Annotated in this window: 23 protein-coding genes; 9 read left to right on the top strand and 14 right to left on the bottom strand. The window is 38.9% G+C overall.

Annotation, left to right across the window (positions count from 1 at the left end; genetic code table 11):
• Positions 1-158: 158 nt before the first annotated feature.
• Positions 159-905, bottom strand: a complete 747-nt coding sequence (kdsB, locus tag F0475_RS10060) for a 3-deoxy-manno-octulosonate cytidylyltransferase (RefSeq protein ID WP_155716524.1) — start codon at positions 903-905, stop codon at positions 159-161.
• Positions 906-1,010: 105 nt separating this feature from the next.
• Between kdsB and F0475_RS10055 the strand changes: the two genes are divergently transcribed.
• From F0475_RS10055 to rlmH, 4 genes are read left to right on the top strand one after another with little or no spacing between them, the layout of a single operon-like run.
• Entirely contained in the window at positions 1,011-1,784 is a 774-nt protein-coding gene (locus F0475_RS10055) for a Rossmann-like and DUF2520 domain-containing protein (RefSeq protein WP_155716535.1), read from the top strand.
• Positions 1,785-1,786: 2 nt separating this feature from the next.
• Entirely contained in the window at positions 1,787-2,305 is a 519-nt protein-coding gene (locus F0475_RS10050; RefSeq protein WP_155716523.1) for a KdsC family phosphatase, read from the top strand.
• Positions 2,305-2,871: a Maf-like protein gene (locus tag F0475_RS10045; protein WP_155716522.1), complete on the top strand. Its 567-nt coding sequence runs from the start codon at positions 2,305-2,307 to the stop codon at positions 2,869-2,871. The genes F0475_RS10050 and F0475_RS10045 overlap by 1 nt, the downstream gene beginning before the upstream one ends.
• Positions 2,872-2,887: 16 nt before the next feature.
• Complete coding sequence (gene rlmH / locus F0475_RS10040; RefSeq protein ID WP_155716521.1) at positions 2,888-3,358, top strand: 23S rRNA (pseudouridine(1915)-N(3))-methyltransferase RlmH; 471 nt, start codon at positions 2,888-2,890, stop codon at positions 3,356-3,358.
• Between the two features lie 3 nt (positions 3,359-3,361).
• Here the strand turns inward: rlmH and F0475_RS10035 are convergent, their stop codons facing one another.
• The gene (locus tag F0475_RS10035; protein WP_155716520.1) at positions 3,362-3,718 is read right to left on the bottom strand and encodes a DUF4491 family protein; all 357 of its coding nucleotides are present in this window, start codon (positions 3,716-3,718) and stop codon (positions 3,362-3,364) included.
• A 187-nt stretch (positions 3,719-3,905) separates the two neighbouring features.
• Here F0475_RS10035 and F0475_RS10030 point away from each other — a divergent pair, with 187 nt between their 5' ends.
• Complete coding sequence (locus tag F0475_RS10030) at positions 3,906-5,651, top strand: phospho-sugar mutase (protein WP_009434070.1); 1,746 nt, start codon at positions 3,906-3,908, stop codon at positions 5,649-5,651.
• 420 nt (positions 5,652-6,071) lie between these two features.
• Here the strand turns inward: F0475_RS10030 and F0475_RS10025 are convergent, their stop codons facing one another.
• The 4 genes from F0475_RS10025 to F0475_RS10010 form a co-directional block, all read right to left on the bottom strand.
• On the bottom strand, positions 6,072-8,636 hold the full coding sequence (locus tag F0475_RS10025) for an ATP-dependent Clp protease ATP-binding subunit (RefSeq protein ID WP_155716519.1): 2,565 nt from the start codon (positions 8,634-8,636) through the stop codon (positions 6,072-6,074).
• A gap of 143 nt (positions 8,637-8,779) precedes the next feature.
• A complete protein-coding gene (locus F0475_RS10020; protein WP_036894625.1) occupies positions 8,780-8,914 on the bottom strand; it encodes a hypothetical protein in 135 nt (44 codons plus the stop codon).
• On the bottom strand, positions 8,904-10,340 hold the full coding sequence (locus F0475_RS10015; protein ID WP_155716518.1) for a DUF4270 domain-containing protein: 1,437 nt from the start codon (positions 10,338-10,340) through the stop codon (positions 8,904-8,906). Before F0475_RS10015 ends, F0475_RS10020 begins: the two co-directional genes overlap by 11 nt.
• Complete coding sequence (locus tag F0475_RS10010) at positions 10,340-11,149, bottom strand: glycogen/starch synthase (RefSeq protein WP_009434181.1); 810 nt, start codon at positions 11,147-11,149, stop codon at positions 10,340-10,342. Before F0475_RS10010 ends, F0475_RS10015 begins: the two co-directional genes overlap by 1 nt.
• 173 nt (positions 11,150-11,322) lie before the next feature.
• Here F0475_RS10010 and panC point away from each other — a divergent pair, with 173 nt between their 5' ends.
• Together panC and panD are read left to right on the top strand one after the other, a co-directional pair.
• Positions 11,323-12,180, top strand: a complete 858-nt coding sequence (panC, locus tag F0475_RS10005) for a pantoate--beta-alanine ligase (RefSeq protein WP_155716517.1) — start codon at positions 11,323-11,325, stop codon at positions 12,178-12,180.
• Between the two features lie 7 nt (positions 12,181-12,187).
• A complete protein-coding gene (panD, locus tag F0475_RS10000) occupies positions 12,188-12,532 on the top strand; it encodes an aspartate 1-decarboxylase (protein ID WP_009434044.1) in 345 nt (114 codons plus the stop codon).
• Positions 12,533-13,120: 588 nt separating this feature from the next.
• On the opposite strand, the gene F0475_RS09995 is transcribed toward panD, so the two are convergent.
• The 8 genes from F0475_RS09995 to F0475_RS09965 all read right to left on the bottom strand — a co-directional run bounded on the left by F0475_RS09995 (position 13,121) and on the right by F0475_RS09965 (position 21,412).
• Complete coding sequence (locus F0475_RS09995; protein WP_004383626.1) at positions 13,121-13,549, bottom strand: biotin/lipoyl-containing protein; 429 nt, start codon at positions 13,547-13,549, stop codon at positions 13,121-13,123.
• Positions 13,550-13,560: 11 nt separating this feature from the next.
• Complete coding sequence (locus tag F0475_RS11750; protein ID WP_009434108.1) at positions 13,561-13,710, bottom strand: hypothetical protein; 150 nt, start codon at positions 13,708-13,710, stop codon at positions 13,561-13,563.
• A gap of 17 nt (positions 13,711-13,727) precedes the next feature.
• Positions 13,728-15,293: an acyl-CoA carboxylase subunit beta gene (locus F0475_RS09990; RefSeq protein ID WP_155716516.1), complete on the bottom strand. Its 1,566-nt coding sequence runs from the start codon at positions 15,291-15,293 to the stop codon at positions 13,728-13,730.
• A gap of 175 nt (positions 15,294-15,468) precedes the next feature.
• On the bottom strand, positions 15,469-17,475 hold the full coding sequence (locus tag F0475_RS09985; protein WP_394350002.1) for a YgiQ family radical SAM protein: 2,007 nt from the start codon (positions 17,473-17,475) through the stop codon (positions 15,469-15,471).
• Between the two features lie 158 nt (positions 17,476-17,633).
• Positions 17,634-17,969 (bottom strand): hypothetical protein, encoded by a 336-nt coding sequence (locus F0475_RS09980; protein ID WP_155716514.1) that lies wholly within the window; start codon positions 17,967-17,969, stop codon positions 17,634-17,636.
• A 20-nt stretch (positions 17,970-17,989) separates the two neighbouring features.
• A complete protein-coding gene (locus F0475_RS09975) occupies positions 17,990-20,581 on the bottom strand; it encodes a golvesin C-terminal-like domain-containing protein (RefSeq protein WP_155716513.1) in 2,592 nt (863 codons plus the stop codon).
• Positions 20,571-21,137 (bottom strand): 1-acyl-sn-glycerol-3-phosphate acyltransferase, encoded by a 567-nt coding sequence (locus F0475_RS09970; protein WP_155716512.1) that lies wholly within the window; start codon positions 21,135-21,137, stop codon positions 20,571-20,573. Before F0475_RS09970 ends, F0475_RS09975 begins: the two co-directional genes overlap by 11 nt.
• A 2-nt stretch (positions 21,138-21,139) precedes the next feature.
• On the bottom strand, positions 21,140-21,412 hold the full coding sequence (locus F0475_RS09965) for a hypothetical protein (protein ID WP_004383637.1): 273 nt from the start codon (positions 21,410-21,412) through the stop codon (positions 21,140-21,142).
• A gap of 203 nt (positions 21,413-21,615) precedes the next feature.
• On the opposite strand from F0475_RS09965, the gene F0475_RS09960 reads away from it, so the two are divergent.
• Entirely contained in the window at positions 21,616-23,259 is a 1,644-nt protein-coding gene (locus F0475_RS09960) for a diphosphate--fructose-6-phosphate 1-phosphotransferase (RefSeq protein WP_004383638.1), read from the top strand.
• A gap of 106 nt (positions 23,260-23,365) precedes the next feature.
• Positions 23,366-24,163, top strand: coding sequence for a glycoside hydrolase family 25 protein (locus F0475_RS09955; RefSeq protein WP_155716511.1), 798 nt, complete (start codon positions 23,366-23,368; stop codon positions 24,161-24,163).
• The last annotated feature ends 406 nt before the right edge of the window (positions 24,164-24,569 follow it).

Here is a 24,569-nt window from a genome sequence, read left to right as displayed (position 1 = left end):
TAAGTCTTTATATATCAGAACTTTATAAGCAAGCTAGCAATTACTTCAAAACAATCGTATTTAAGGTAGAATGAATGTTCGCTGGATAAAAACGCAAATACAGCTATCTAAATTAGCAATATTATATTACAAAATTTTGCTGTCAATCTTTTGAATAATTATAGATTGATTTGCTTTAAATATTCCTCTGCATTGACTAAATCTTGGGGTGTGTCAATACTAATTGTTTCAATGTCTGTGATACAAACCTTTATGCGATAACCATTTTGTAACCATCGGAGCTGCTCTAATCTTTCTGCAATTTCTAAGGAAGATAAGGGTAATTTACTAATTTCGCGTAACGTTTCTGTTCGATAAGCATAAAGTCCTACATGCTTTAAGAAAGGATAATGACTCAACCAGTCCGCTTGATTTATCCCTCGCACAAATGGAATTACAGAGCGAGAGAAGTAGAGAGCATTGTTATGATTATCAATAACGATCTTCGGTGTATTGCTTTTACTTACATCGTCCATCGACTTCAAAGGAACTCCTAAGGTCGCAATCTGAGTTTGTTCGTCAGCAAAACTAGACATCAGCATTTTGATTTGCTCACTTTGAATGAAAGGCTCGTCACCTTGTATATTGATAACGACATCAAACTTACCATCAATCTTATCTAAGGCTTCGCTTGCACGCTCTGTTCCACTATCATGTTCCTCACGGGTCATAATAGCTTTCCCCCCAAAGTCAGTTACCACCTTATATATATGTGCATTATCAGTAGCCACATATACATCCGTAAGAACACTCTTTACTCTTTCATAAACATGCTGTATCACTGGCTTTCCGCCCAACATAGCCAATGGCTTTCCAGGGAAGCGGGAAGAAGAATAACGTGCGGGTATGATTCCTAAGAACTTCATTTGCTCTATAACTCCTTGTTTTATTACTGCGAAAATAGCAATTCTTTTTTAAAAAGACTATCTCTCACAACAACATTTTCCTAGAAAATGAGTAATTTTGTTGTCATGAAGCATATTACATTGATAGGTGCAGGCAATCTTGCAACACAATTAGGGCAGGCTCTTGTTCAAGCTGGCTTTAAGATTGATCAGGTCTTTAGTAGAACGGAGAAGTCTGCCTGTGAATTGGCAAAGAAGCTAGGTGCAGAACCATTGACTTGTCTTAATAACTTGCGTGATGATGCTGATGTATATATTTTTTCAGTAAAGGATAGTGTGCTTTGTCAGTTAATTATGCAGGTATGCAAGGGTAGGGAAGACAAACTCTTCCTCCATACTGCTGGTTCCATGTCGATTGATTGCTTTAAGGATTCAGCTCAACGTTATGGTGTGTTCTATCCGATGCAAACTTTTTCAAAGACTAAAAACGTGAGTTTCGAGAATATTCCAATCTTTATTGAGGGTAACTCTGAAGCTGTGGAAGAAGACATTAGAACTTTAGCCGAGAGTATTGCGAAACGTGTCATACCATTAAGCAGTGAGAAGCGCAAATATCTACATCTAGCTGCTGTATGGGCTTGCAACTTTACGAACCATTGTTATAGTATAGCCTCAGACATCCTAAGTGACCAAGGTATTCCATTCGATGTCATGTTACCACTGATAGATGAAACGACCAATAAGATTCACACGATGTCACCACTACAAGCACAAACAGGACCAGCTGTTAGATGGGATCAGAATGTTATTGACAAGCAAATGGCATTGATGGAATCACATCCTAGTTTGCAAGCTATCTATGAGAGGCTTTCTAATGATATACATTCACACAATAAATAAGAATGATAAACTACGATTTAAAGAAAATAAAAGCAGTTGTCTTTGACGTGGATGGCGTCCTTTCTGCTAGTACTGTTCTCATGGACGAGAAGGGTGATCCTATTCGCACAATCAATATTAAGGATGGTTATGCCATACAATTAGCTGTCAAGCATGGACTACAATTAGCAATTATGACGGGCGGACATAACGAGAATGTTCGTTCACGTTACGAGTATCTTGGCGTTAAGGATGTTTACATTAACTGCTCTATGAAGATCAAGACTTGGAATGATTTTTTAAGGAAGTATGATCTGAAAGAAGAGGAGATTATCTACGTAGGGGATGATATTCCCGATTATGAAGTCATGACGTTGGCAGGCTGTCCATGTTGCCCTAAAGATGCTTGCACGGAAATCAAGCAAATAGCTACTTACATCAGTGACTACAAAGGGGGGGATGGTGTTGCACGTGACATCTTAGAGCAGGTGATGAAAGCACAAGGAAAGTGGGTGATGAACGCAAAAGCATTTGGATGGTAATGAAGAAACATATTATATTAGCTAGTAATTCTCCACGTAGAAGGGAACTACTAGCAGGATTAGATCTTGATTTTGAGGTAAAGGTGTTACCTGATGTTGCTGAAGACTATCCTCACGACCTACCAGCTGTTGATGTGGCTGGATATATAGCGCGTGAGAAGGCTGATGTTTATAAAGCAATGATAACAGAAGAGGACTTGGTTATTACTGCTGATACTGTTGTTGTTGTGGATAATGAAGTACTTGGAAAGCCTGTAGATGCTAATGATGCTCGTAGAATGCTTCATCTTATCAGCGGACGTAAACATCAGGTCGTTACAGGTGTATGTCTACTTACCTCTACTGATTACCATTCCTTTTCAGTCACGACAGATGTAACATTCAAGAAACTGAGTGATGAAGAAATCAATTATTACATAGAACACTTCAAACCCTTTGATAAGGCTGGTGCCTATGGAATACAAGAATGGATAGGCTATGTTGGTGTAACTTCTATCAATGGCAGTTACTTTAATGTCATGGGCTTACCAGTACAGCGTATTTGGGAGGAAGTGCATAAACTATAATCATTCGCAAAGAAGTATGAAGACAATATTACTCTTAGTTGGTAAGACACAAAGTAAGATATTTAGAGAGGGAATAGATGATTATACAAGTCGGATAAAGCATTATATGCCTTTCTCAATCACAACTATACCTGAGCTAAAGAATACAAAGAATATAACGGAGGAGCAACAGAAACAAAAGGAAGGAGAACTCATTATGAAGGAGATTCAGCCAACTGATACTGTAGTCCTCTTGGACGAGCATGGCTCAGAACTTACCTCTGTTCAGTATGCCGATTGGTTAACACGAAAGCAAAACACAGCCCGCCGTTTAGTTTTCGTTATTGGCGGGCCTTATGGTTTCTCACAAGAGGTTTACACTAGAGCGAATGATAAGATTTCACTTTCACGTATGACCTTCTCTCATCAAATGGTTCGTCTCATTTTTACCGAGCAACTCTATCGAGCTTGCACTATAATAAAAGGTGAGCCTTACCACCACGAATAAGTCTTAATGATTATCTTTTTCTTTGCAGACAGGGCATAGACTCTCATCTTTCTTAATATGCTCGTAATGCTCCTTGCGCTTGGGATTCATAGGGAACCAACCCTTTGCCACTCGTTTCTCTTGTGCTAGTAATTCACCAATACCCCAAAGTAGTGATGCACCTAAGACTCCTAAGAGAGCCGACCAAAAGATACTTTCAACAAACAAAGCACCTACACAACAAGCAATGCCCGATACTAACCATATCCACCATGGTTTTGTACCAAAATAATACTCTGTCTTTATAACTAAAGGATGGCACAAACCTATAATTAAAAACGTGCATATTGCAAGAAGGATTCCTTCAAAATTCAAATTCATGTAAGGATGTCTAATTAAATGAATACTTCGTTATCTCTAAACGATCAAAAGGGCATGAATGCAACTAATATGAATCGTAAAGTTTAACTGGTGCAAAAATACAAAAAATAATTAACCCTCAAACGTTTTCTCGGAATAAATGCTTATATTTGCAAATAATAAATTGTAAATACGAAAGACTTAAATTATGGAAAATAACCAGACACTCATCGCTGAATGCGAGAGTAAAGCCAAGCAGTGGTTGTCTCCTGCTTTTGACTTAGAGACAAGAACAGCCGTTGAGTCAATGATTAAGAACGAGGATAAGACTGATCTTATCGAGAGCTTCTACAAAGACTTAGAATTTGGTACAGGTGGACTTCGAGGCATTATGGGAGCTGGTTCTAACCGAATGAACATCTATACAGTGGGTATGGCAACACAGGGCTTTGCTAACTACTTGAAACGTAATTTCAAGAACAAAGAGCAAATCAGTGTAGTTGTTTGTCACGACTGCCGTAACAATTCCCGTCTCTTTGCTGAAACTGTAGCTAACATCTTCTCTGCAAATGGTATTAAGGCATATCTATTTGATGACTTGAGACCAACTCCTGAATGTTCGTTTGCTATTCGTTACTTGAAAGCACAAGCTGGTGTAAACATCACAGCGAGCCACAACCCACGTGAGTATAATGGCTACAAGGCTTATTGGGAAGATGGTGCACAAGTGCTTGCTCCTCATGACAAGGGCATTATCGACGAAGTAAACAATGTTAAGGTTGAGGATATTAAGTTTGATGGTAATAAAGAGCTAATTCAAATTATCGGCGAAGATATCGACAAACCTTACTTGGATCAGGTTAAGACTATCTGCATTGATCCAGAGGTTATCAAGCATCAGCACGACTTAAAGATTGTGTACACTCCATTACATGGTGCTGGTCGTGTCATGATTCCACGTTCCCTAGCTTTATGGGGCTTTGATAACGTTCATTGTGTGAAAGAGCAGATGATCAAAGATGGTAACTTCCCAACTGTTGATCGTCCTAACCCAGAGTTCGCTGAGGCTTTAACCTTAGGTTTGCGTGACGCTAAGGAACTAGATGCCGACATCCTCATGGCTTCCGACCCTGATGCTGACCGTGTAGGTATGGCTTGTAAGGATTCTAATGGTGAGTGGGTACTTATTAATGGAAACCAAACCTGCCTTCTCTTCTTGTGGTATATTATCACAAATAGACAAGCAGTAGGCAAGATGAAACCAACTGACTTCATCGTTAAGACTATCGTTACAACAGAGGTAATTCACAAGATTGCCGAGAAACAACATGTAGAGATGCGTGATTGTTATACTGGTTTTAAGTGGATTGCACGTGAGATTGCATTGTCTGAAGGTAAGCAGCAGTATATTGGTGGTGGTGAGGAGAGCTACGGCTTCCTAGCTGAAGACTTTGTTCGCGATAAGGATGCTGTCAGCGCATGCTCACTTTTAGCTGAGATTTGTGCTTACGCTAAGGATCATGGTAAGACACTTTATGATATTCTCATGGATATTTATCTTGAATATGGATATAGTAAAGAGTTTACCATCAATGTTGAACGTCCGGGCAAGAGTGGTGCTGATGAGATTCAACAGATGATGAAAGACTTCCGTTCTAATCCTCCTAAGGATCTCGGTGGTAGTGTTATTGAGATAACAAAGGACTATCAGAGCCTTGAACTAACAAAGGCTGATGGTTCTAAGGAGAAACTTGATATGCCTGAAACGAGCAACGTTCTGCAATGGTTCTGCACAGATGGCACAAAGGTTAGTGTGCGTCCTTCAGGAACTGAACCTAAGATTAAGTTCTATCTTGAGGTGAAGGATGTTATGAATACAGCTGCCGAGTACAAGTTATGTGAAGAGCGTGCAGAGAAGAAGATTGAGGCTATCAAAAAGAGCCTTAGATTATAATTCTCGCTGAAATAGAACAACGTTTTTTATAAAGTTATATCACTATAGAAGTCCTCATTAATTACTATGAGGACTTCTATTTTTTACGATAAGACTTTAAGTTAACCTACACTCGTACTTCAAGTTAACCTACACTCGTACTATAAGTTAACCTACACTCGCACTTTAAGTTAACCTACACTCGTACTATAAGTTAACCTATACTCGTACTTTAAGTTAATCGACATTTATACTTTCAGTTAAACAAAAATCCTCCTTTATGTTCCGATTATTTCCTTCTATAATAACAGACGGAATATAGTTCCTTACACATTAGTCATCGTTTCCAACGTTAAATATAAATCAACGAAAAACCTCAAAAGCTAGATATCTAACTTTTGAGGTTCATTGTTATCTAAAGTCATAAAACTTCTATTCCATTTAATCTTCTGCTTCCTTATCCGTGTTAGGCATGGATGGTTTTGCAACAAAGTTGAGCTTGTCACTTTCTTTCTCCTTAGAAACGCAGATAACATCACCAGACTTTATTTCATTAGAAAGGATTAACTCGCTTAATCCATCTTCAATGTAATTCTGGATAGCACGTTTCAATGGTCGAGCACCGAATTGAACATCATAGCCCTTTGTTGCTACAAACGTCTTGGCTTCATCACTTATCTCCATGTCATAGCCTAACGCCTTAACACGCTTGAACAGACCTTTGAGTTCTATGTCGATAATCTTGAGAATAGCATTCAAATCAAGTTGATCGAATGTGATGATCTCATCTAAACGATTTAAGAACTCTGGGGCAAACTGCTTACTCAAGCTCTTTTGGATAATGCTTCTAGCTCTTTCCTTATCGCTCTCGCTATGTGAAAGTCCATTAAGATTGACAGCCCTAAAGCCTACGCCTTGACCAAATTCCTTTAGTTGGCGTGTACCTGCATTTGAAGTCATAATGATGACAGTATTACGGAAGTCTATTAGTCTACCATTACCATCGGTCAACCTTCCTTCATCAAGAACTTGCAGGAGCATGTTATATACATTTCCATGTGCTTTCTCAATCTCATCCAACAAGACAATAGAGTAGGGATGACGGCGAACCTTTTCGGTTAGTTGTCCTCCTTCTTCATATCCAACATATCCTGGAGGCGCACCAACAAGTCTAGAAGTGTTGAAGCTCTCTGTATATTCACTCATATCAATGCGAATAAGTGCATCAGAAGAACCAAACATCAATTCGGCTAAGCGTTTAGCAAGATAAGTTTTACCAACACCGGTCGGACCTAAGAACATGAAAGCACCAATAGGGTGGTTAGGGTCTTTCAGTCCAACACGATTACGTTGAATCGCCTTAACCATCTTGTCAATAGCTGTATCTTGAGCAATGACCAACTTCTTTAAATCACTACCCATGTTCCGTAATCGTATGCCTTCTGCTTCTTGCATGCGCTGTACGGGTACACCTGTCATTAGGGAGACGACATCAGCTATAGTATCCTCTGATATCTCGACCTTATCAGTGGTGTCTCCTTTCTGCCATTTCTCTTGTTCGTCCTTTAACCTTTGTTCTAGTTCGGTTTGCTTATCTCGGAACCCTGCAGCTAATTCAAAGTTCTGGTTCTTCACTGCATCTTGCTTCTTTTGCAGTGCTTCCTCTATTTGACCTTGTATGTCAAGGATAACTTGCGGAACCTTCACATGCTGAAGATGAGTGCGCGAACCGGCTTCGTCAATAATATCAATAGCCTTATCGGGGAAGAAGCGGTCACTTATATAACGATCGGCATACTTTACACACGCCTTTAAAGCCTCTGTTGTATATTTCACGTGATGGTGAGCTTCATAACGATCCTTTATATTCTCAAGGATTTGTAAGGTCTCTTCTATAGTTGTTGGTTCGACTTGAACTTTCTGGAAACGACGCTCTAAGGCTCCGTCCTTTTCTATAGAATTGCGATACTCATCCATGGTTGTAGCACCAATACATTGAATCGTACCCCTAGCCAAGGCTGGCTTTAATATGTTGGCTGCATCCATAGACCCAGGTGAGGAACCAGCTCCAATTAAGGTATGGATCTCATCAATGAAGACTATAATGTCAGGGTTCTGCTCAATCTCTTTAATCAAAGCGCGTATACGTTCCTCAAATTGTCCTCTATACTTAGTACCTGCGACAACTGCGGTTAGATCGAGTGTCATCACACGTTTATCAAAGAGGATAGGAGAGGTGAGACGCTTAACGATGAGTTGGGCTAAGCCTTCAACAATGGCACTCTTACCAACTCCCGGTTCGCCAATAAGAATTGGATTGTTCTTCTTCCTGCGACCAAGTATCTCACTAACACGCATAATTTCACGCTCACGACCAACGACTGGATCAAGTTTACCTTCTAAGGCAGCTTGAGTTAAGTCTGTACCGAAACTATCAAGTACTGGAGTCTTCGACTTCGTGCGAGTTGCTTGCGTTGTTTTAGTATTCTTTGCACTCGATGAAGGTGATATTTCCTCATCATCCAACTCTTCTTCTTCCGCCATACCAATGCCATTCCTTGTTGGGTTTGCATGTGGTTTTAACATTGCGGTTACATTGTTATAACTAAGCCCTCTCTCTTCCAATAATGTCTTTGCAGCATTGTTAGACGAGTCGTGAAGGATTGCTAGAAAGAGATGAATAATGTCCACAGTCTGTGCGTGCTGTAAACGTGCTTCTAGAACTGACAGCTTCAATACATTATTAGCTTGTTCATTCAATAGTAAGTCAGAGACAGCTTCACCCGCTCCAACGTTCTCCTCCTTTATCTTATTTTCTATTTCTTTCTTTAGGTAGTCGGTATCAACCTCCCAGCGGTTGAATAGATCCCAAACAGGCCCTGACTTCTCTCGCAGGATAGCTAACATGATATGTTCTGGAGCAACTGACTTACTTGTCAATCGCTTAGCTTCCTCTCTACTGAATGAAAGAATTTCCGAGACTTTCGGGGAAAATTGATTCATCATATCCTTAAACCTTTCTTATTAATTAACTCACTTATTTAAGGACAATAAAGCCCTATAATAGTGATGTATCATAAACAAATGCTATGCCAAAACAAACAATAATCGGATATACCTGTAAATGATATATCCGATACTATTAATATTTAACGTTTATCTTGCGTCATCGTTGGCTTTTCTGAACTTTTCTTATGTATTAATCCCAATTTCTTTTTCTTAAGCCAAGCAGCCTTACGACGTTCGTAATCCTCTCGATGACGTTCTAAGAAGTTATCTGCCATTGAACTTGCTATATATAACTGAAATCTTTATGTTATTTGCTCCTGTGGTGTTACCTAGCAACTTTGTGCTTGACAACCCCATGTCATGAGAGACCTTTATAATTTTAGTTACTGCACTTTCACCCGTACCTTGCTGTACAGTCTGAACTTCAACCGGAACCAAGGTTACTTTACCCCAATTAGCACTTCCATTCTGATGGTGTGCAAACAAGTTTACTATCCCTGCTATATTATTAAAGGTATAAGCATTTTCCTTTGAATTGTATGTTGCCAAGAACGACGTCTTACTATCAGGAAGGCGATTGTTAGCAAAGAACGATTGAACACTATCTGAAGGAACCATCACAATGTTCTTTGGTATGCCAAATTGATAATTACTTGTTGACGTATTATTTTGGCGTAGCAGAACAATCTTCGCTGAATTTATAGAGTCATTGCTGTGAGCCGACAAAATGTCAGACATTGGTAGTGAAAGTTCCGTGAACAGTCCAGCAGGAGACTTTAGGTATGTATAACCTGTCTCTGCAGCCAACTGCTGTAAGCGGGTGTTATCATTAGCAAAGTTAGTCATCTGTAGCACTTCTTCCGTACCTATAAGATTCGTTGAAGTTTCATTTACCTTTCCTTTCTCTTTATGCTTGAAATAGATATTAAGTTGGGCTGTGAGAATATGTGCCATAGAACCAGAGCCGCCATCTATTTTAAAGTAGAATCCAGGACAAATATCATGTAAGAACTTATATGGATTACGGAAAGCAGCAGGGTCTTGTTGATACTTGCGCATCAAGTAAGTTCCGTAGTTATTGTATGTCTGCCCATTCTTATCCGTATAAGGTTTATTGAGTCTGATGATAATATTACGTTTATACCCCTTTGTATTACGAATACTATCCTCTTCTGTATAATCTAATAAGGTGTAAGAACGTCGTACTGCAATTCCATTTGTACGTATATACCCCTGTGCCTCTGGATCAAAGTCAGAGTAATATACCTGTCCTTCCTCTATTGGCTTTTGTAGTTCATACGCAGTGAGCTTCATCTGACTAAGAGAATCACCATAGTAAGAAGAATAGTACAAACGTATATCACATGAGTCAGCTATGATTCCATTAGCATCACGACTCATGATAGAGTCAGCCTTTGGTAACTGGTAATCATTTAATACATGAAATTGTGCCATGAAGTTACCTGTAACCATTGTTCTAGTTTCAGGATCTTCCATTCGCCCCAAGTATCCAGTTGATGTACGCCCAATAACTCTATCAGCCAATACCGTTTTCGATGTTACATTGAAAGTATCAGCTTTCACGGAGAGTTTATCAATGTTGTCTATTAATGAACCTCCAATTGTATTAGTCGTATCGTCACATGATACCATGCCGAAACAGGCTACCAGTAAACATGCTACAATAAAGTTTCTTTTCATTAAATCAAGTTGTTATAAAAGTCTGAATACTTACCCTTTAGTTCCGTATCATTAGCTATATGCTCAAGAAGTTGTTTTTCGTTATTCTTTGCATAATCAATTAGTGCTGCATTAACGCCCTCACTAGTGCTAATAACACCATCAGAGTAGTCGATTGCCAACTTACCAAGTTCCATAAAGTCAAAGTTATCTCCATACTTCTTTAGGCTCTCAGCCTTTGCTTCGCGGAACTCTAAACTCTTCTTGAAATTGACCCCAAGACTATCCTGTGGTTGTTCCGAGAAAAGAGATGTGACTACTTTTGAGTTAGCAAATTGAGGCTCATCACGGTAAGCCGTCTTAACATAGAATGGTATAACAGATGCCATCCAACCTTGACAATGAATAATGTCTGGTGCCCAACGGAGCTTCTTTACTGTTTCTAGAACTCCTCTTGCAAAGAAGATTGCACGTTCACCATTATCTGGATAATCATTGCCTAATTCATCCTTTGTCATAGCAGAACGCTTCTGAAAATAGTCTTCATTATCTATAAAATAGACTTGAATGCGAGTCTGCGGGATACTTGCCACCTTGATAATCAATGGATGGTCAGTATCGTCTATAATCAAGTTCATCCCCGAGAGACGTATCACTTCATGTAACTGTCCCCGACGCTCATTAACACTTCCCCACTTAGGCATGAATGTACGAATTTCATATCCTGCTTCTTGCATAAGGTGTGGCATCTCAGAACCATAATGAGACATTTCTGTCTCAGGTACGTATGGTATGATTTCTTGATTAACAAATAATACTTTCTTTCCCATTCTTTATGTTAGAAATTTAATATTGCTTACAAAGGTACGAATAAAAACTGAGATTCAGCTTGTTTTCAATTAGAAAGGGTGGAAATGTATTACTTATTCTCATTATTTCATGTTATTTCTCGTCTTTTTAATAATTTTGTTGTTACTTTGCAGCGTTTAAATTATAGTGACTAATGAAAGTTTTTAAAAAGATTGTTGATGTCCAAAATGAGCTTTTCTCTTTGCGAAAAGATAACAAGACTATCGGATTAGTTCCGACAATGGGGGCTTTACACGAAGGACATGCTTCACTCGTTAAGCGAAGTGTGGAAGAGAATGATGTAACGATTGTCTCTGTCTTCTTAAATCCAACACAATTCAACGATAAGGGAGACTTGGAGCGTTATCCACGTACACTGGAGGCTGATTGTCAACTGCTCGAACAATGTGGTGCCAACTATGTCTTTGCTCCATCTGCTGATGAAATATATCCACAACCTGATACTCGACAGTTCAACTTCCCACCACAATCAACTGTTATGGAGGGAGCTAAGCGCCCAGGACATTTTAATGGTGTATGCCAGGTGGTTAGTAGATTGTTTTATATCACACGCCCTAATCGTGCTTACTTTGGTGAGAAAGATTGGCAGCAGATTGCTGTTATTAAACGTCTTGTAGAATATCTTGGTTTACAGAAGAATATAGAAATAGTTGAATGTCCTATCGTTCGTGACAAAGACGGATTAGCAAAGAGTTCTCGTAACACATTGCTTACCAATGACGAGCGTGCTATTGCTCCAAACATTTACAGAGCCTTGAAGGAAAGTATAGAGTTCTCTCAAAGCCATAGTGTAAAGGAAACTCATGATAAGGTTATAGCTGACATCAATGCTATATCTGGGCTAGAAGTTGAGTACTTCGCAATCGTAGATGGTAACACACTTCTTGATGTTACTGACTGGAACGAATCAACAAATATCGTTGGATGTATAACCGTCTATTGCGGTAAAACTCCAATAAGATTGATTGACCATATTAAATATAGAGGATAGAAAAGAAATGCAAATAGAAGTATTAAAGAGTAAGATACATTGTGCAACAATCACAGAGGCAAACCTTCACTATATGGGAAGTATAACCATTGATGAAGACCTCATGGATGCTGCTAATATGATAGCTGGTGAGAAAGTACAAATTGTCAACAATAACAATGGTGAGCGTCTTGAGACTTATATTATAAAAGGTGAGCGTGGAAGCGGTTGCGTTTGTCTCAATGGTGCTGCCGCCCGTAAAGCCGTTGTAGGTGATACTGTAATTATCATCTCTTATGCAATGATGGATTTTGAGGAGGCTAAGAAGTTTAAGCCTTCTGTTGTATTCCCAAAGGAGGGGAACACTCTTTAATAGTAAGCAAAAGACTTACGTTTAAAGTCCAATAATTCTTATTAGTAGGGCTTGATACACTACTAATAATGAACTTAATTCTTCACCCATTAACTTATTCGAACACATTGACTTAAATAGCTTTCTATGTTTAAGTCAATGTTTCGTTAACATCCTACTTGAAGTAAGATTAATCTCTCACTTAGAGTACGAAAGCATTTTAAGTTAGAGTGCGATATTATACACGTTTGTATAACTGATTATACACGTTTGTATAATTCGCTATACAAACGAGTAGAAAGTAGTTCGCTAAGTATAAATCAGAAAAGATGTTTAAGTTAAAGTACGATTGGACACTAACTTAAAGTACAATCAACCGCTAACTTAAAGTACATTTGTCGTTTAACTTAAAGGTTCACCTCATACAAGAGCGTATAGCTGATGGAGTTGTTCTTTATGTGGAATCCGTATTTTTCTATAGATTAGATGGGGCTAAACATTAAAGTGCCACCTTATTATATAGTAATCCCCGAAAGTGATGTAAATCGACTTCCGGGGATTACCTTATTTATATATACTAATTACATGTATATAGAGAACAATATTGTCTTACTCAATAACAACCAATGGGTCATCCTCAAGTACAGCTTGACCAACTTTAACAGCAATAGCGGTTACCTTACCATCCTTTTCAGCCTCAATGCTATTTTGCATCTTCATAGCCTCAAGAACAACAACGGTGTCGCCAGCCTTTACTTCCTGTCCTACAGTTACTTCAACAGAAGTGATCGTACCAGGTAGTGGAGCCTTGATAGCAGCAGATGCGTTGATTGCAGCTGCTGGTGCAGCGTCTTCGTTAGCTTCAGTTGCAGCAGGTTTGCCGAGCTCAACCTTCTTCTTCTCTGGCTCAGTTGGCTTATCCATCTGAACACTGTATTTGTCACCATTTACAGTAACTTCTGCAACATTCTCTGCGCTAATCTCACCAATCTCGACTTTATACTCTTTGCCGTCGATTGTATATTTAAATTCTTTCATTTGACTTTCTATTATGGTTTCTTTGTCATTATCTCGAACTTAGCATCCCACATTGTTTGCTTTGGCTTAATGGTTATAATGCTTGGTTCGATGTCGTGAACATTGTTTCCGGCAAACTCGTAGAGTGCCATCGCTATTACAGCATATACGTTCTTATCCATAGTCTAGCCTCCTGCAATTACATTGGCATACAACCATGCTTCTTAGCTGGGAGATCCTGCTTCTTGTGAGCAAGTTGTGCTAAGCCACGGCAGATGCGGAAACGAGTGTTGCGTGGTTCGATAACATCATCGATATAACCAAATTGAGCTGCTTGATATGGATTAGCAAACTTCTCTGAGTATTCCTCTTCTTTCTCTGCGAGGAACTGCTTTACATCACCACCTTGCTCTTTAACTTCCTTAGCCTCTCTACCACAGAGTACTGCAACAGCACCAGAAGCACCCATTACTGCAATCTCAGAGCTTGGCCATGCGAAGTTAAGATCTGAACGAAGCTGCTTGCAACCCATTACGATGTGAGAACCACCATAGCTCTTACGCAATGTGATTGTAATCTTTGGTACTGTAGCTTCGCCGTAAGCGTAGAGCAACTGAGCACCATGAAGAATAACGGCATTGTACTCCTGACCTGTACCTGGTAAGAAGCCAGGAACATCAACGAGTGAAACGATTGGAATATTGAATGCGTCACAGAAACGAACGAAACGAGCACCCTTACGGCTAGCGTTCGTATCTAATACACCTGCGTATGCTGATGGCTGGTTAGCAACGATACCAACACTCTGACCATTGAAACGAGCGAAACCTGTAATGATATTCTTAGCAAACTTAGGTTGTACCTCGAAGAACTCTCCGTTATCGGTTACAGCCTGGATTACCTTATACATATCGTATGCTTGGTTTGGATCGTCTGGGATAATCTCATTCAAGAGGTCTTCCTTACGATCAATAGGGTCGGTACACTCTACGCGTGGAGCTTCCTCACGATTGTTAGAAGGAATATAAGAAAGCAACTTCTTAATCAAGTCCATTGCCTCTTCTTCTGTCTTAGCCGTGAAACTAGTTACACCACTCTTAGACGCATGAACGCTGGCACCTCCAAGATGTTCTGCATCAATGTCCTCACCTGTAACTGTCTTAACAACCTTAGGACCAGTAAGGAACATATAACTTGTTTGTTCCTTCATGATGATGAAGTCAGTTAAAGCTGGAGAGTAAACAGCACCACCTGCACAAGGACCAAGAATGCTAGAGATCTGTGGAATCACACCTGAAGCAAGAATGTTGCGCTCAAATATCTCGCCATAACCTGCCAATGCAGAGATACCCTCTTGGATACGTGCACCACCAGAGTCGTTCATACAGATAACAGGTGCGCCGTTAGTCATAGCCATGTCCATTACCTTACAGATCTTCTGTGCCATGGTTTCTGAAAGAGAACCACCATTTACAGTAAAATCTTGGGCATAGAGATAAACGAGGCGACCATCAATTGTTGCTGAACCAGCAACAACACCATCACCTAGATATTGTTTCTTCTCCATACCGAAGTTGTGGCAACGATGGAGTTTGAACATATCATACTCCTCAAAACTACCTTTATCAACCAGCATTTCAATGCGCTCACGTGCTGTGTACTTGCCGCGCTCATGCTGCTTATCAATGGCTTTCTGACCACCGCCTAAGCGAGCCAACTCACGCTTCTCTACGAGAGCCTTGATCTTTTCTGTTTGCTTACTCATAATTTGTTTTTATTTTCTTATTTATAGCTTCACTATATGTTCGATGTTACTTTCCCTTAGAAAAGGATCTTACGTCTATTTATTGTAGACGTCATTTCCTTTTTATAAAATTATATGCAAAAGTAATAAAAAAGGTGGAGATACTAATCTTCACCTCTTTAAATATTGTTAAGTCTTACCTTTGCTTATGTCGTCTATTGCTTCTAAAGTTTGGATTATAACTCTTGGGTTTATTGCTACTTTGTGTAGAAGAACTATTACAACTTGTAAACTGCTGTCCTCGTTTTTGTTTTCGTGGACGACTACTACTTTGATGTTGATCCACTTCTGGGGAACTTCCAATTGCCTTTGGATCATAAACCGTGCGAGGATGTCGCTTAGGCATATTGTCGTAAAGTTTCCCTATAAGATCACTACGTCCAATTCGTTGTAATTCCCTTTCGATATCACGACGTGCCTCTGGCTTATACCAAAAGAAGAACTGTCGTTGAGCAAGTTTCTCCTTTGGGGTCTTTGCAGAGAAGATAGGCTCTAAGGTATATGGATCATAACCTGTGTACCATGCCTCTGTTGATACTGTCATTGGAGTTGGAGTGAAGTCCTGTATTTGCTCCAAATGGAAGTCTAAGTCCTTTGTCAGTACTGCCAATTCTGCCATATCCTCTTCCTGACATCCAGGATGTGAAGAGATAAAATAAGGAATAATCTGTTGTCGTAAACCTTCTTCACGATTAATCCTATCGAATATTCTCTTAAAGATATAAAACTGTTGGAAGGAAGGTTTTCGCATTAACTTTAAAACACGATCGGAAGTGTGTTCTGGAGCAACCTTTAATCGTCCACTGACATGACGTGTAATCAGTTCATGTGTGTATTGTCTTGCTGCTTCATTACTCTTCTCATCTTTACTCTTGTGCAATAGTAAATCGTATCGAACACCGGAGCCAATGAAACTCTTCTTTATTCCAGAAAGTTCATCAACAGAATGATAAATATCAAGCAGTCTTGAATGATCAGTATTGAGGTTAGGGCAAATCTCTGGGTTTACACAGCTTGGACGTTTACAATGTTCACATGCATTCTGATTCTTACCAGCCATACCATACATATTAGCCGAAGGACCACCAAGATCGGATAGGTAGCCTTTGAAATCAGGCATCTCTATAACTTGTTTGACCTCTTTCAGAATACTTTCCTTAGAACGACAGCTAACAAACTTACCTTGATGAGCGGAGATCGTACAGAAAGCACAACCACCGAAGCACCCACGATGAATGTTAACACTATGTTTAATCATTTCGTAGGCTGGGATTGTTTTACCACGATACTTGGGATGAGGTTCTCGAGTGTATGGCAAATCGTATGCAGCATCAACCTCGGCAGTAGTCATAGTAGGGTAGGGAGGATTTACAACAGCATAAAGATTATCTACTGCTTGTAGAATACGTTGAGCATGCTTCTTGTTGGACTCCTCTTCTATATACTTAAAGTTTTCTGCTTGGAACTTTTTATTATGAAGACACGATTCATGGGAATGGAGAACTATATCATCCTCATTAATTCCACCAGGTATTTCTTCTTCTTTACATAGATAGACTGTTTGAGGGATATTCTTAAGATCCTTTATGCTAATCCCTGTTTCTAGTTCCTTTGCAATCTCAACGACTTGCTTTTCCCCCATACCATAGATAATCATGTCTGCATGTGCATCACAAAGAATACACTTGCGCAGGCAATCTTTCCAATAGTCATAATGAGTCAAGCGGCGTAAAGAGGCTTCGATACCTCCCAACACTACAGGAACATCAGGGTAAAGTTGTTTTAGAATATTAGCATAAACAATACTAGGATACTCTGGACGTAAGTCGTGACGACCATCAGGGGAATAAGCATCTTCCGAACGTAAGCGACGATTGGCAGTGTACTTATTTACCATTGAATCCATCGCTCCTGGTGCAATACCAAAGTAGAGACGAGGACGACCAAGTTTCTTAAAGTCTCTAAGGTCACCATGCCAATCAGGTTGTGGTACAATTGCAACTTTATAACCAGCAGCTTCTAGTGTACGACCTATAACAGCAACCCCGAAAGCAGGATGATCAATATAGGCATCACCTGAAAATAGGATGATATCCAACTGATTCCATCCTCTTAATTCAACTTCTTTCTTTGTTGTCGGCAAAAAGTCGGTTAATTGAAACCGACTATAACTTTTTGTTTGCTCTTTGAAAGTAGTTACTTTTTGCTCTCTTCTTTGTGGGGTTGAAGTTGTGTTCTTTCTATTCTGCTTAGCAGATTCTTGTTTTTTCTTTTGTGAACTCAAACGATTACTTCTTTAGTTTATTCTTCTATTGACTCTTCTCCAAGATTTACTTCAACCTGATGTTCTGCCACCCAGGTCTTGTAAAGCTTAATGAGATTGTTAAGTCCAATAGCTTTCATATTTTGGTTGTAAATAACATCTAAACATAAATCCAAAAGTTCTTTATCCTTTCCAGGTTCAGACTCTAATAGACCACGTATATTAAACTTTAACTTATCAAGAATGTTTTCATCAACAATTCCATTAGAATCTACAAGACCAGTGAGAAGGGCATACTTCTGAATAGTCTTTAGATGTTTATCACTAATTTCAATACTTCGCGTGCCTGTGGCATTTGCTTGAATTTTGTACATAGCTTTAACTTTTAAGATTATTATTTACTCATCAAGTAAGTGATGATTCCTTTCATTATGTTGTTACGTATAGATGAACTCTTTATACATTCTAGAGGGAAAGATGTGGTAAACACGCTATAATCATTACCTTTGTATGCTACAGCTGCACCATGTCCATCAGCATAAGTAAGAGCACAGAAAGCATTATCTGTTGGTGAAATATTATCAGGTGTATAAGCACCATAATGCTGCTCATTTATTGTGCGATAGATATCAAATGACGTTCCCATTCCACTAACTGTAGAATTGTAATTATCGGCATTAGAACCATCATAAGAAACTTTAAGATAGTTCTTCAACCAAAGTTGTTCATCTGCACCTTGCATATCTGAAGCAAGATAGGAACCACTAACAAGCAACTTACCGTGCTTCTGAAGATACGCCGAAAGTTTTTGACGAAGAGATGGTTTAAAACTTTTATAATAAATAAGACTATGCCCATCATCTTTCTCATTTCCAAGTACTAAATCAACAAGGGTATATTTGGAAAGATCAATCTCGCCATTTTCTACAGCTTTACTACTACAACTAACAATATTATAATTACCAGCATGTGATAAAGCTTCCGCATGTTCACGTGTATAACTAAAGTTATTACCTGCTATAACTTTACCAACAAGTTCTTCACCACCATAACCGAGAGCATCTACACCTTCTTTTCCCATCATAGAAACATCGAAGTTGCTCTGCCTACCACTCCAGCCTGCATTATTAATGTAGCTTAAACCAGGGTCAGCTTCTATATCAAATCCTTGCTCTAAGTTGTTATTGATAACAGCTGGAGAAGAAAGACGATGAAAACCATTGATAATTAAAATGGTCTGTTTTGCACCATTACGTTGGAAAGCAGATAATATCTCTGTTGGGAAACTTTCTCCACCACGATTACAAGCTGTAATCTTAAAATTATAGACCATCCCTGGTTCTAATTCAATGTCGTAATAAGAATCACGCACATTCACACCATTATCAAAGCCACTGTTTCCGATAGATGTATAAACATTATATGAAGTTGGTATAGCTGTTGGCTCACTTACATCTGATGTTGCTTTCCACTGCAAACGTATCTTCTTGGCAGAAATATATTCTATTTTAAAGCTATTAGGAGCAAGTGGTTGAACCACGTATCTTGTATGATGCATATCTGCTTCATACTTCAGAATAGTCTTATATATAGAACGTGCAAGTGTAAACTTAAAATTAGGATCTTGTCCCAACTTGATATCAGGGAAGTTTTGATGTGATAAAGTCTCTAATATTGCGGAAGGAATTGCTGGTAATCTTGTTTCACTATAATTACGATCCCATACAGAACGTGTTTGCCAAGAGATATTAAGGCTCTTTTCGATATCTTTCTTTGCATTTGCAACAAGCTGTTGAGCCAATGTCTTAGATGCTTGACGAGAAAGACCATCACCCAATGTACTGTTACCTTGTTGTGTTGTACATATTCCTAACGTTCCAACCAGACTACCATCAGACTTTACCCCCGCATCACTGTGTACAGCTAAAGAAAGTTCTATAGGAACCATCTTACCATCTTTCACATGAGGAAGATAAGAAGATCCACCAGCTAGCCAATTTGTCATTAGTGAACGAGAATTGATGTCATCATTATAATCATTAGAACCATTGCTTGTGCTTACAACATTCCTTGGAGCACCAGCCCATTGAGTATAATATCGAGCACCTTCTAGGAAACGTGGTAATCCACTAACAGAAGTTCCACGAACAATATTGCCCATACCACCACCAAAGCGAACAGCATCAGCAGTGACAATCCCCTTGTGAGCACTACGATTGGTGAGTACTACAGAGTTATTGATACTATTTCCTTTATCAAATTCGAAAGTACCAAGATATACCCATGTTCCTCCGCCCATTCTTTGATTAACATGGAAATGTGTTTCCTGCCCTTTATGAAATACAATATATTCTGCATCATCGACACTCTTCTTCTGTGTTTGATAGCTTACATATACAGCATAACGTCCAGACTCAGGAATTGTCGGTTGATAAACAACTGAACTTAATTTACTTTTACGCTTACGGGACTTTACTTGGCGGGCAGTACCTGCTATGAAGGGATTCTCACCATCGCTATAACTACCATAATGCTGTGCAAAGCCTGGTACAGATGTATTCTCCCACTTCTTTTTCAGACTTTCTTCTTTATAACCGTTATACTTACTATCGTTATCAACAATTACTTCATTCTTTTGCCAATCTCTTTCACGAGGAGTAAAGACTATTGCACCAGCATTCTCTAGCATTGGAATGAGGTAGGGGAGTACTATTGTTTGAGTATATAGATCTTCTGTTGTTCCAAACAGAATTGGCCGTTGCCATTTCCATGTACCTTTCTTTGAATCGTAATATCTCCCATGAGATGCCCATATAGAAAGGTGTCTATTCTGCAATCCTTCAGAAATCTCATTTGGACGAGACACATTCTTTACCCATGGCTTCCCCTGATAATCGGTCTTATCCCATGTTATTTTGCCCGTTTGTGCATGTAAATGTAGAGTAGATACAGCAATAAACGCTGTACACAACCATTTAATCTTCATTATTTATCTCTCCAATTGTGAATAGCTCTGGATGTCTACCTTTAAAATCTTTGAAATATAATTTTATCTCTTTCAATTCTTTCTCTATATCCCCTGTCGGAGTTATCACTTTAGAGCATACTATCAATTTCTTTTCAAAATCGACACCATAGAGGAAGATTGGCAATTTTGCTTTCATTGCTATATAATAAAAGCCTTTCTTCCATTCTGCATTTAAACTTCTAGTTCCCTCTGGAGTAACACAAAGTTGGAAAGAGTCAGCCCTCATAGCATATTCAGCTAATCGATCTGTCATACTCGTGTGCTTATCACGCCAAACAGGTATTCCTCCAAGTTTACGAAACATCCAACCTAAAGGCCAAATAAACCATTCCTTTTTCATCAAGAAATTGCTATGAAGCCCTTCTGCTCGTGCATACAACTGCCCTATAATAAAATCCCAATTACTTGTATGAGGCGCAAGACAGATAATAGCTTTATTGGGTAAAGTGAAACGAACATCTTTCTTCCACCCCATACGTTTATATAAAAGCCACTTTGAAAGAGATTGCAACATTACTACGCAAGGTTATTAAGTTGGTCAATAACTTCATTGACTTCCTTACTGAATTTATCTTTGAGGTCTTTAAAATATACCTTAGCAGGCATACCAGGCTCAACATGTGAGACGCGTCTAATATAATTATTGTGCATAGACAAAATAGAAGTGAGGAGAGCCTCTATATTGTCTGACTCACGACTCTCACCATAGAGAGAAGCTGCAATACCCTCTACAAACAAGTCACCACAAATATAATTAATGGTGCGCTTAAGATCTCTTTTGTTGCTCATATTAATCCTAAATAATCTATTATTTAACTTTTAAATGCTCAAAGATAGATAAAATAATTAGAAATACAAATATATCTCCTACTAAAATAGAGTTAAAAGAATAAATTAATGCCATTTCTTTTTATTTATCAGATAAAAAAAGTAATTTTGCATCATAGATAAATTATTAATAATTCATACATTTAAATCATTTTATTTACACAATGGAAATTAGCGCATTGCAGAAGGAAAGAGCAGGTTACCAACCAAAGTTACCAAAAGCTCTTCAGGGTGCAGTAAAGGTAAAAGAAGGTGCTCCTACACAGAGTGTTGATAATCAGGAGGACATCAAGAAGTTGTTTCCTAATACATACGGAATGCCTCTCGTAGAGTTCGAACCAGCTGACTCTGCTAATAATGCAAAGATGAATGTTGGTGTAATCTTATCAGGTGGTCAGGCACCTGGTGGTCACAACGTTATCTCTGGCTTATTTGATGAAGTTAAGAAGTTGAATCCAGACAACCGCCTCTATGGTTTCCTTATGGGACCTGGTGGTCTTGTTGATCACAATTATATTGAGATTACAGCTGAGAACCTTCAGGCTTATCGCAACACTGGTGGTTTCGATATGATTGGTTCAGGAAGAACTAAACTTGAGAAGGAAGATCAGTTTGAGAAGGGACTTGAGATCATTAAGAAACTAGACATCAAGGCTGTTGTTATCATCGGTGGTGACGATTCTAACACAAACGCTTGTGTTTTGGCTGAATATTATGCAGCAAAACAATATGGCGTACAGGTTATTGGTTGCCCAAAGACTATTGACGGCGACTTAAAGAATGATCAGATTGAAACCTCTTTCGGTTTCGATACAGCTACTAAAACTTACTCTGAGCTTATCGGTAACATCGAGCGTGATTGCAACTCTGCTCGTAAATACTGGCACTTTGTTAAGTTGATGGGGCGTTCTGCTTCTCACATTGCACTTGAGTGCGCATTACAGACACAGCCAAATATCTGTCTTATCTCTGAGGAAATCCAGGCAAAGGATCAGACTTTGAATGACATCGTTGAGTACATTGCAGGCGTTGTTGCATATCGTGCAGCACAAGGCAATAACTTCGGTGTTGTTTTAATCCCAGAAGGTCTCATAGAATTTATCCCAGCTATCGGTCGTCTTATTCAGGAATTGAATGATTTGTTGGCTGCTCATGGTGCTGATTATATGAACCTCGACAAGGATGCACAGCGTAAGTATATCCTCGAACACCTATCTGCAGAAAACAAAGCTACATTCGAAACTCTTCCTGAAGGCGTTGCTCGTCAGCTTTCTCTCGACCGTGATCCACACGGAAACGTACAGGTTTCTCTCATCGAGACCGAGAAACTTATCTCAGAGATGGTTGCTGCTAAGCTCGATCAATGGAAGAAAGAAGGCAAATATGAAGGCAAATTTGCTGCTCAGCACCACTTCTTCGGTTACGAAGGTCGTTGCGCTGCTCCATCTAACTTCGACGCTGACTACTGTTATGCACTAGGTTCTTCAGCTGCTCAACTAATCGCTAATGGCAAAACTGGCTACATGGCTATCGTAAAGAATACGACTGCTGGTACAGACCAATGGAAGGCTGGAGGTGTGCCTATCACAATGATGATGAACATGGAGAAGCGTAATGGTGAAATGAAACCAGTTATCCGTAAAGCTCTTGTAGAACTTGATGGAACTCCATTCAAGACTTTCGCTGCACAGCGTGATAAGTGGGCTAAGGAAACATGCTACGTTTATCCAGGTCCTATCCAGTATTGGGGACCTTCTTCAGTTTGCGATCAAACAACTAAGACCCTTGTCTTAGAGCAAACTAAGTAAGCATACCCATAATAAGAAAGGTGTGTCAAATAAAAACTAATAAGGTTAAATATTTGGCACACCTACTTTTATAATCTAGCGAAACCTCATTTTACCTTCAGGCATAATGCAATTCTCAAAGCTACCTCAACATTTATTTCATCTTTGGATTATCATTCCACGTTGGGCGAAAGTATTGGGTGCACTATGTTTAGCTTGTATTTATAGTATTTCATTCTATCTCTTATTCGTAGCCCCTACTGGTTTCAGATGGCGCGGTATATATGGCGACCCGAATTATCCAACAGGTTACACAATCCATGGTATTGACGTAAGCCGATATCAAGGTACAATCAATTGGAATCGACTAAGAAATGCGATGATTGAGCGGTCACCAATTCGATTTGTTTTCATTAAATCTACAGAAGGAGATAGCCACTTAGACGCAACTTTCAGGGATAATTTCTATAATGCGAAAGAATCGGGATTCATCCGAGGTGTGTACCATTTTTGGAGCAATAACTCATCTCCAAACAGACAGGCTTATTTCTTCCTGGCAATGGTAAAGTTAGAATCGGGCGACCTCCCCCCTGTTTTAGATGTAGAATCAAAACCAAACAATATCAGCACTAAGGAGTTTCAACAAAATATCCTTACATGGTTGCGTATTGTAGAACAGAAATATCATGTAAAACCAATTATCTATACTTATTATAAGTTTAAAGATCAATACCTATCCGATTCTCGCTTCGACGAATATCCTTATTGGATTGCACATTATTACGTAGATCAAATGGGTTATCAAGGAGCGTGGAAATTCTGGCAACATACTGATGCGGGCAAGTTGCCGGGCATTAAAGGCTATGTAGACTTAGATATATATAATGGAAGTTTCTATAGTCTGCAACGTATGTTAATACCATAAGCAACCCAAATCGAGTGTATTATTTTACAGAAAAGATATTTACATTTATTTTCCTCAATATAGACTCTTTGCGTAAATATTATACGTAAAAACGACTTTTAATCTTGCTTTTTCCCAAATCGTATATACGTTTTTAGTAAAATGTACCTCCGTTTTCTTCAAAACCGACCTCCGTTTTGATGAAAACCAACCTCCATTTTAGCAAAAATCTACCTCCATTTTACCTAAAACGATAGTACTTTTTGTCCAAAACGATAGTACTTTTCACCTAAAACGATAGTTCTTTTAAATTAAAACCTCCTATCAATTCGATTGGAACTTCTACAGAAATTTATAATTACCTATAATTCAAATACTTAAAACGAAACTAAAATTTCACTTTCATAAATACGATATTTGAGAAAAA

The sequence above is a fragment of the Prevotella vespertina genome (assembly GCF_009728485.1).
Classification (GTDB): Bacteria; Bacteroidota; Bacteroidia; order Bacteroidales; family Bacteroidaceae; genus Prevotella; species Prevotella vespertina.
This window is presented reverse-complemented; position numbering and strand designations above follow the sequence as displayed.

Coding starts and splice junctions, on each gene's coding strand:
- F0475_RS10015 (WP_155716518.1), bottom strand. CDS start 10,340: ATGAAAAGAAACTTTATTGTAGCATGTTTACTGGTAGCCTGTTTCGGC.
- F0475_RS09995 (WP_004383626.1), bottom strand. CDS start 13,549: ATGAAAGAATTTAAATATACAATCGACGGCAAAGAGTATAAAGTCGAG.
- F0475_RS10010 (WP_009434181.1), bottom strand. CDS start 11,149: ATGGGAAAGAAAGTATTATTTGTTAATCAAGAAATCATACCATACGTA.
- F0475_RS09975 (WP_155716513.1), bottom strand. CDS start 20,581: ATGAAGATTAAATGGTTGTGTACAGCGTTTATTGCTGTATCTACTCTA.
- F0475_RS10035 (WP_155716520.1), bottom strand. CDS start 3,718: ATGAATTTGAATTTTGAAGGAATCCTTCTTGCAATATGCACGTTTTTA.
- F0475_RS09990 (WP_155716516.1), bottom strand. CDS start 15,293: ATGAGTAAGCAAACAGAAAAGATCAAGGCTCTCGTAGAGAAGCGTGAG.
- F0475_RS10020 (WP_036894625.1), bottom strand. CDS start 8,914: ATGGCAGATAACTTCTTAGAACGTCATCGAGAGGATTACGAACGTCGT.
- F0475_RS09960 (WP_004383638.1), top strand. CDS start 21,616: ATGGAAATTAGCGCATTGCAGAAGGAAAGAGCAGGTTACCAACCAAAG.
- F0475_RS09970 (WP_155716512.1), bottom strand. CDS start 21,137: ATGTTGCAATCTCTTTCAAAGTGGCTTTTATATAAACGTATGGGGTGG.
- F0475_RS09955 (WP_155716511.1), top strand. CDS start 23,366: ATGCAATTCTCAAAGCTACCTCAACATTTATTTCATCTTTGGATTATC.
- F0475_RS09980 (WP_155716514.1), bottom strand. CDS start 17,969: ATGTACAAAATTCAAGCAAATGCCACAGGCACGCGAAGTATTGAAATT.
- rlmH (WP_155716521.1), top strand. CDS start 2,888: ATGAAGACAATATTACTCTTAGTTGGTAAGACACAAAGTAAGATATTT.
- F0475_RS10045 (WP_155716522.1), top strand. CDS start 2,305: ATGAAGAAACATATTATATTAGCTAGTAATTCTCCACGTAGAAGGGAA.
- panD (WP_009434044.1), top strand. CDS start 12,188: ATGCAAATAGAAGTATTAAAGAGTAAGATACATTGTGCAACAATCACA.
- F0475_RS10055 (WP_155716535.1), top strand. CDS start 1,011: ATGAAGCATATTACATTGATAGGTGCAGGCAATCTTGCAACACAATTA.
- F0475_RS11750 (WP_009434108.1), bottom strand. CDS start 13,710: ATGGATAAGAACGTATATGCTGTAATAGCGATGGCACTCTACGAGTTT.
- F0475_RS10025 (WP_155716519.1), bottom strand. CDS start 8,636: ATGATGAATCAATTTTCCCCGAAAGTCTCGGAAATTCTTTCATTCAGT.
- F0475_RS10030 (WP_009434070.1), top strand. CDS start 3,906: ATGGAAAATAACCAGACACTCATCGCTGAATGCGAGAGTAAAGCCAAG.
- panC (WP_155716517.1), top strand. CDS start 11,323: ATGAAAGTTTTTAAAAAGATTGTTGATGTCCAAAATGAGCTTTTCTCT.
- F0475_RS09965 (WP_004383637.1), bottom strand. CDS start 21,412: ATGAGCAACAAAAGAGATCTTAAGCGCACCATTAATTATATTTGTGGT.
- kdsB (WP_155716524.1), bottom strand. CDS start 905: ATGAAGTTCTTAGGAATCATACCCGCACGTTATTCTTCTTCCCGCTTC.
- F0475_RS10050 (WP_155716523.1), top strand. CDS start 1,787: ATGATAAACTACGATTTAAAGAAAATAAAAGCAGTTGTCTTTGACGTG.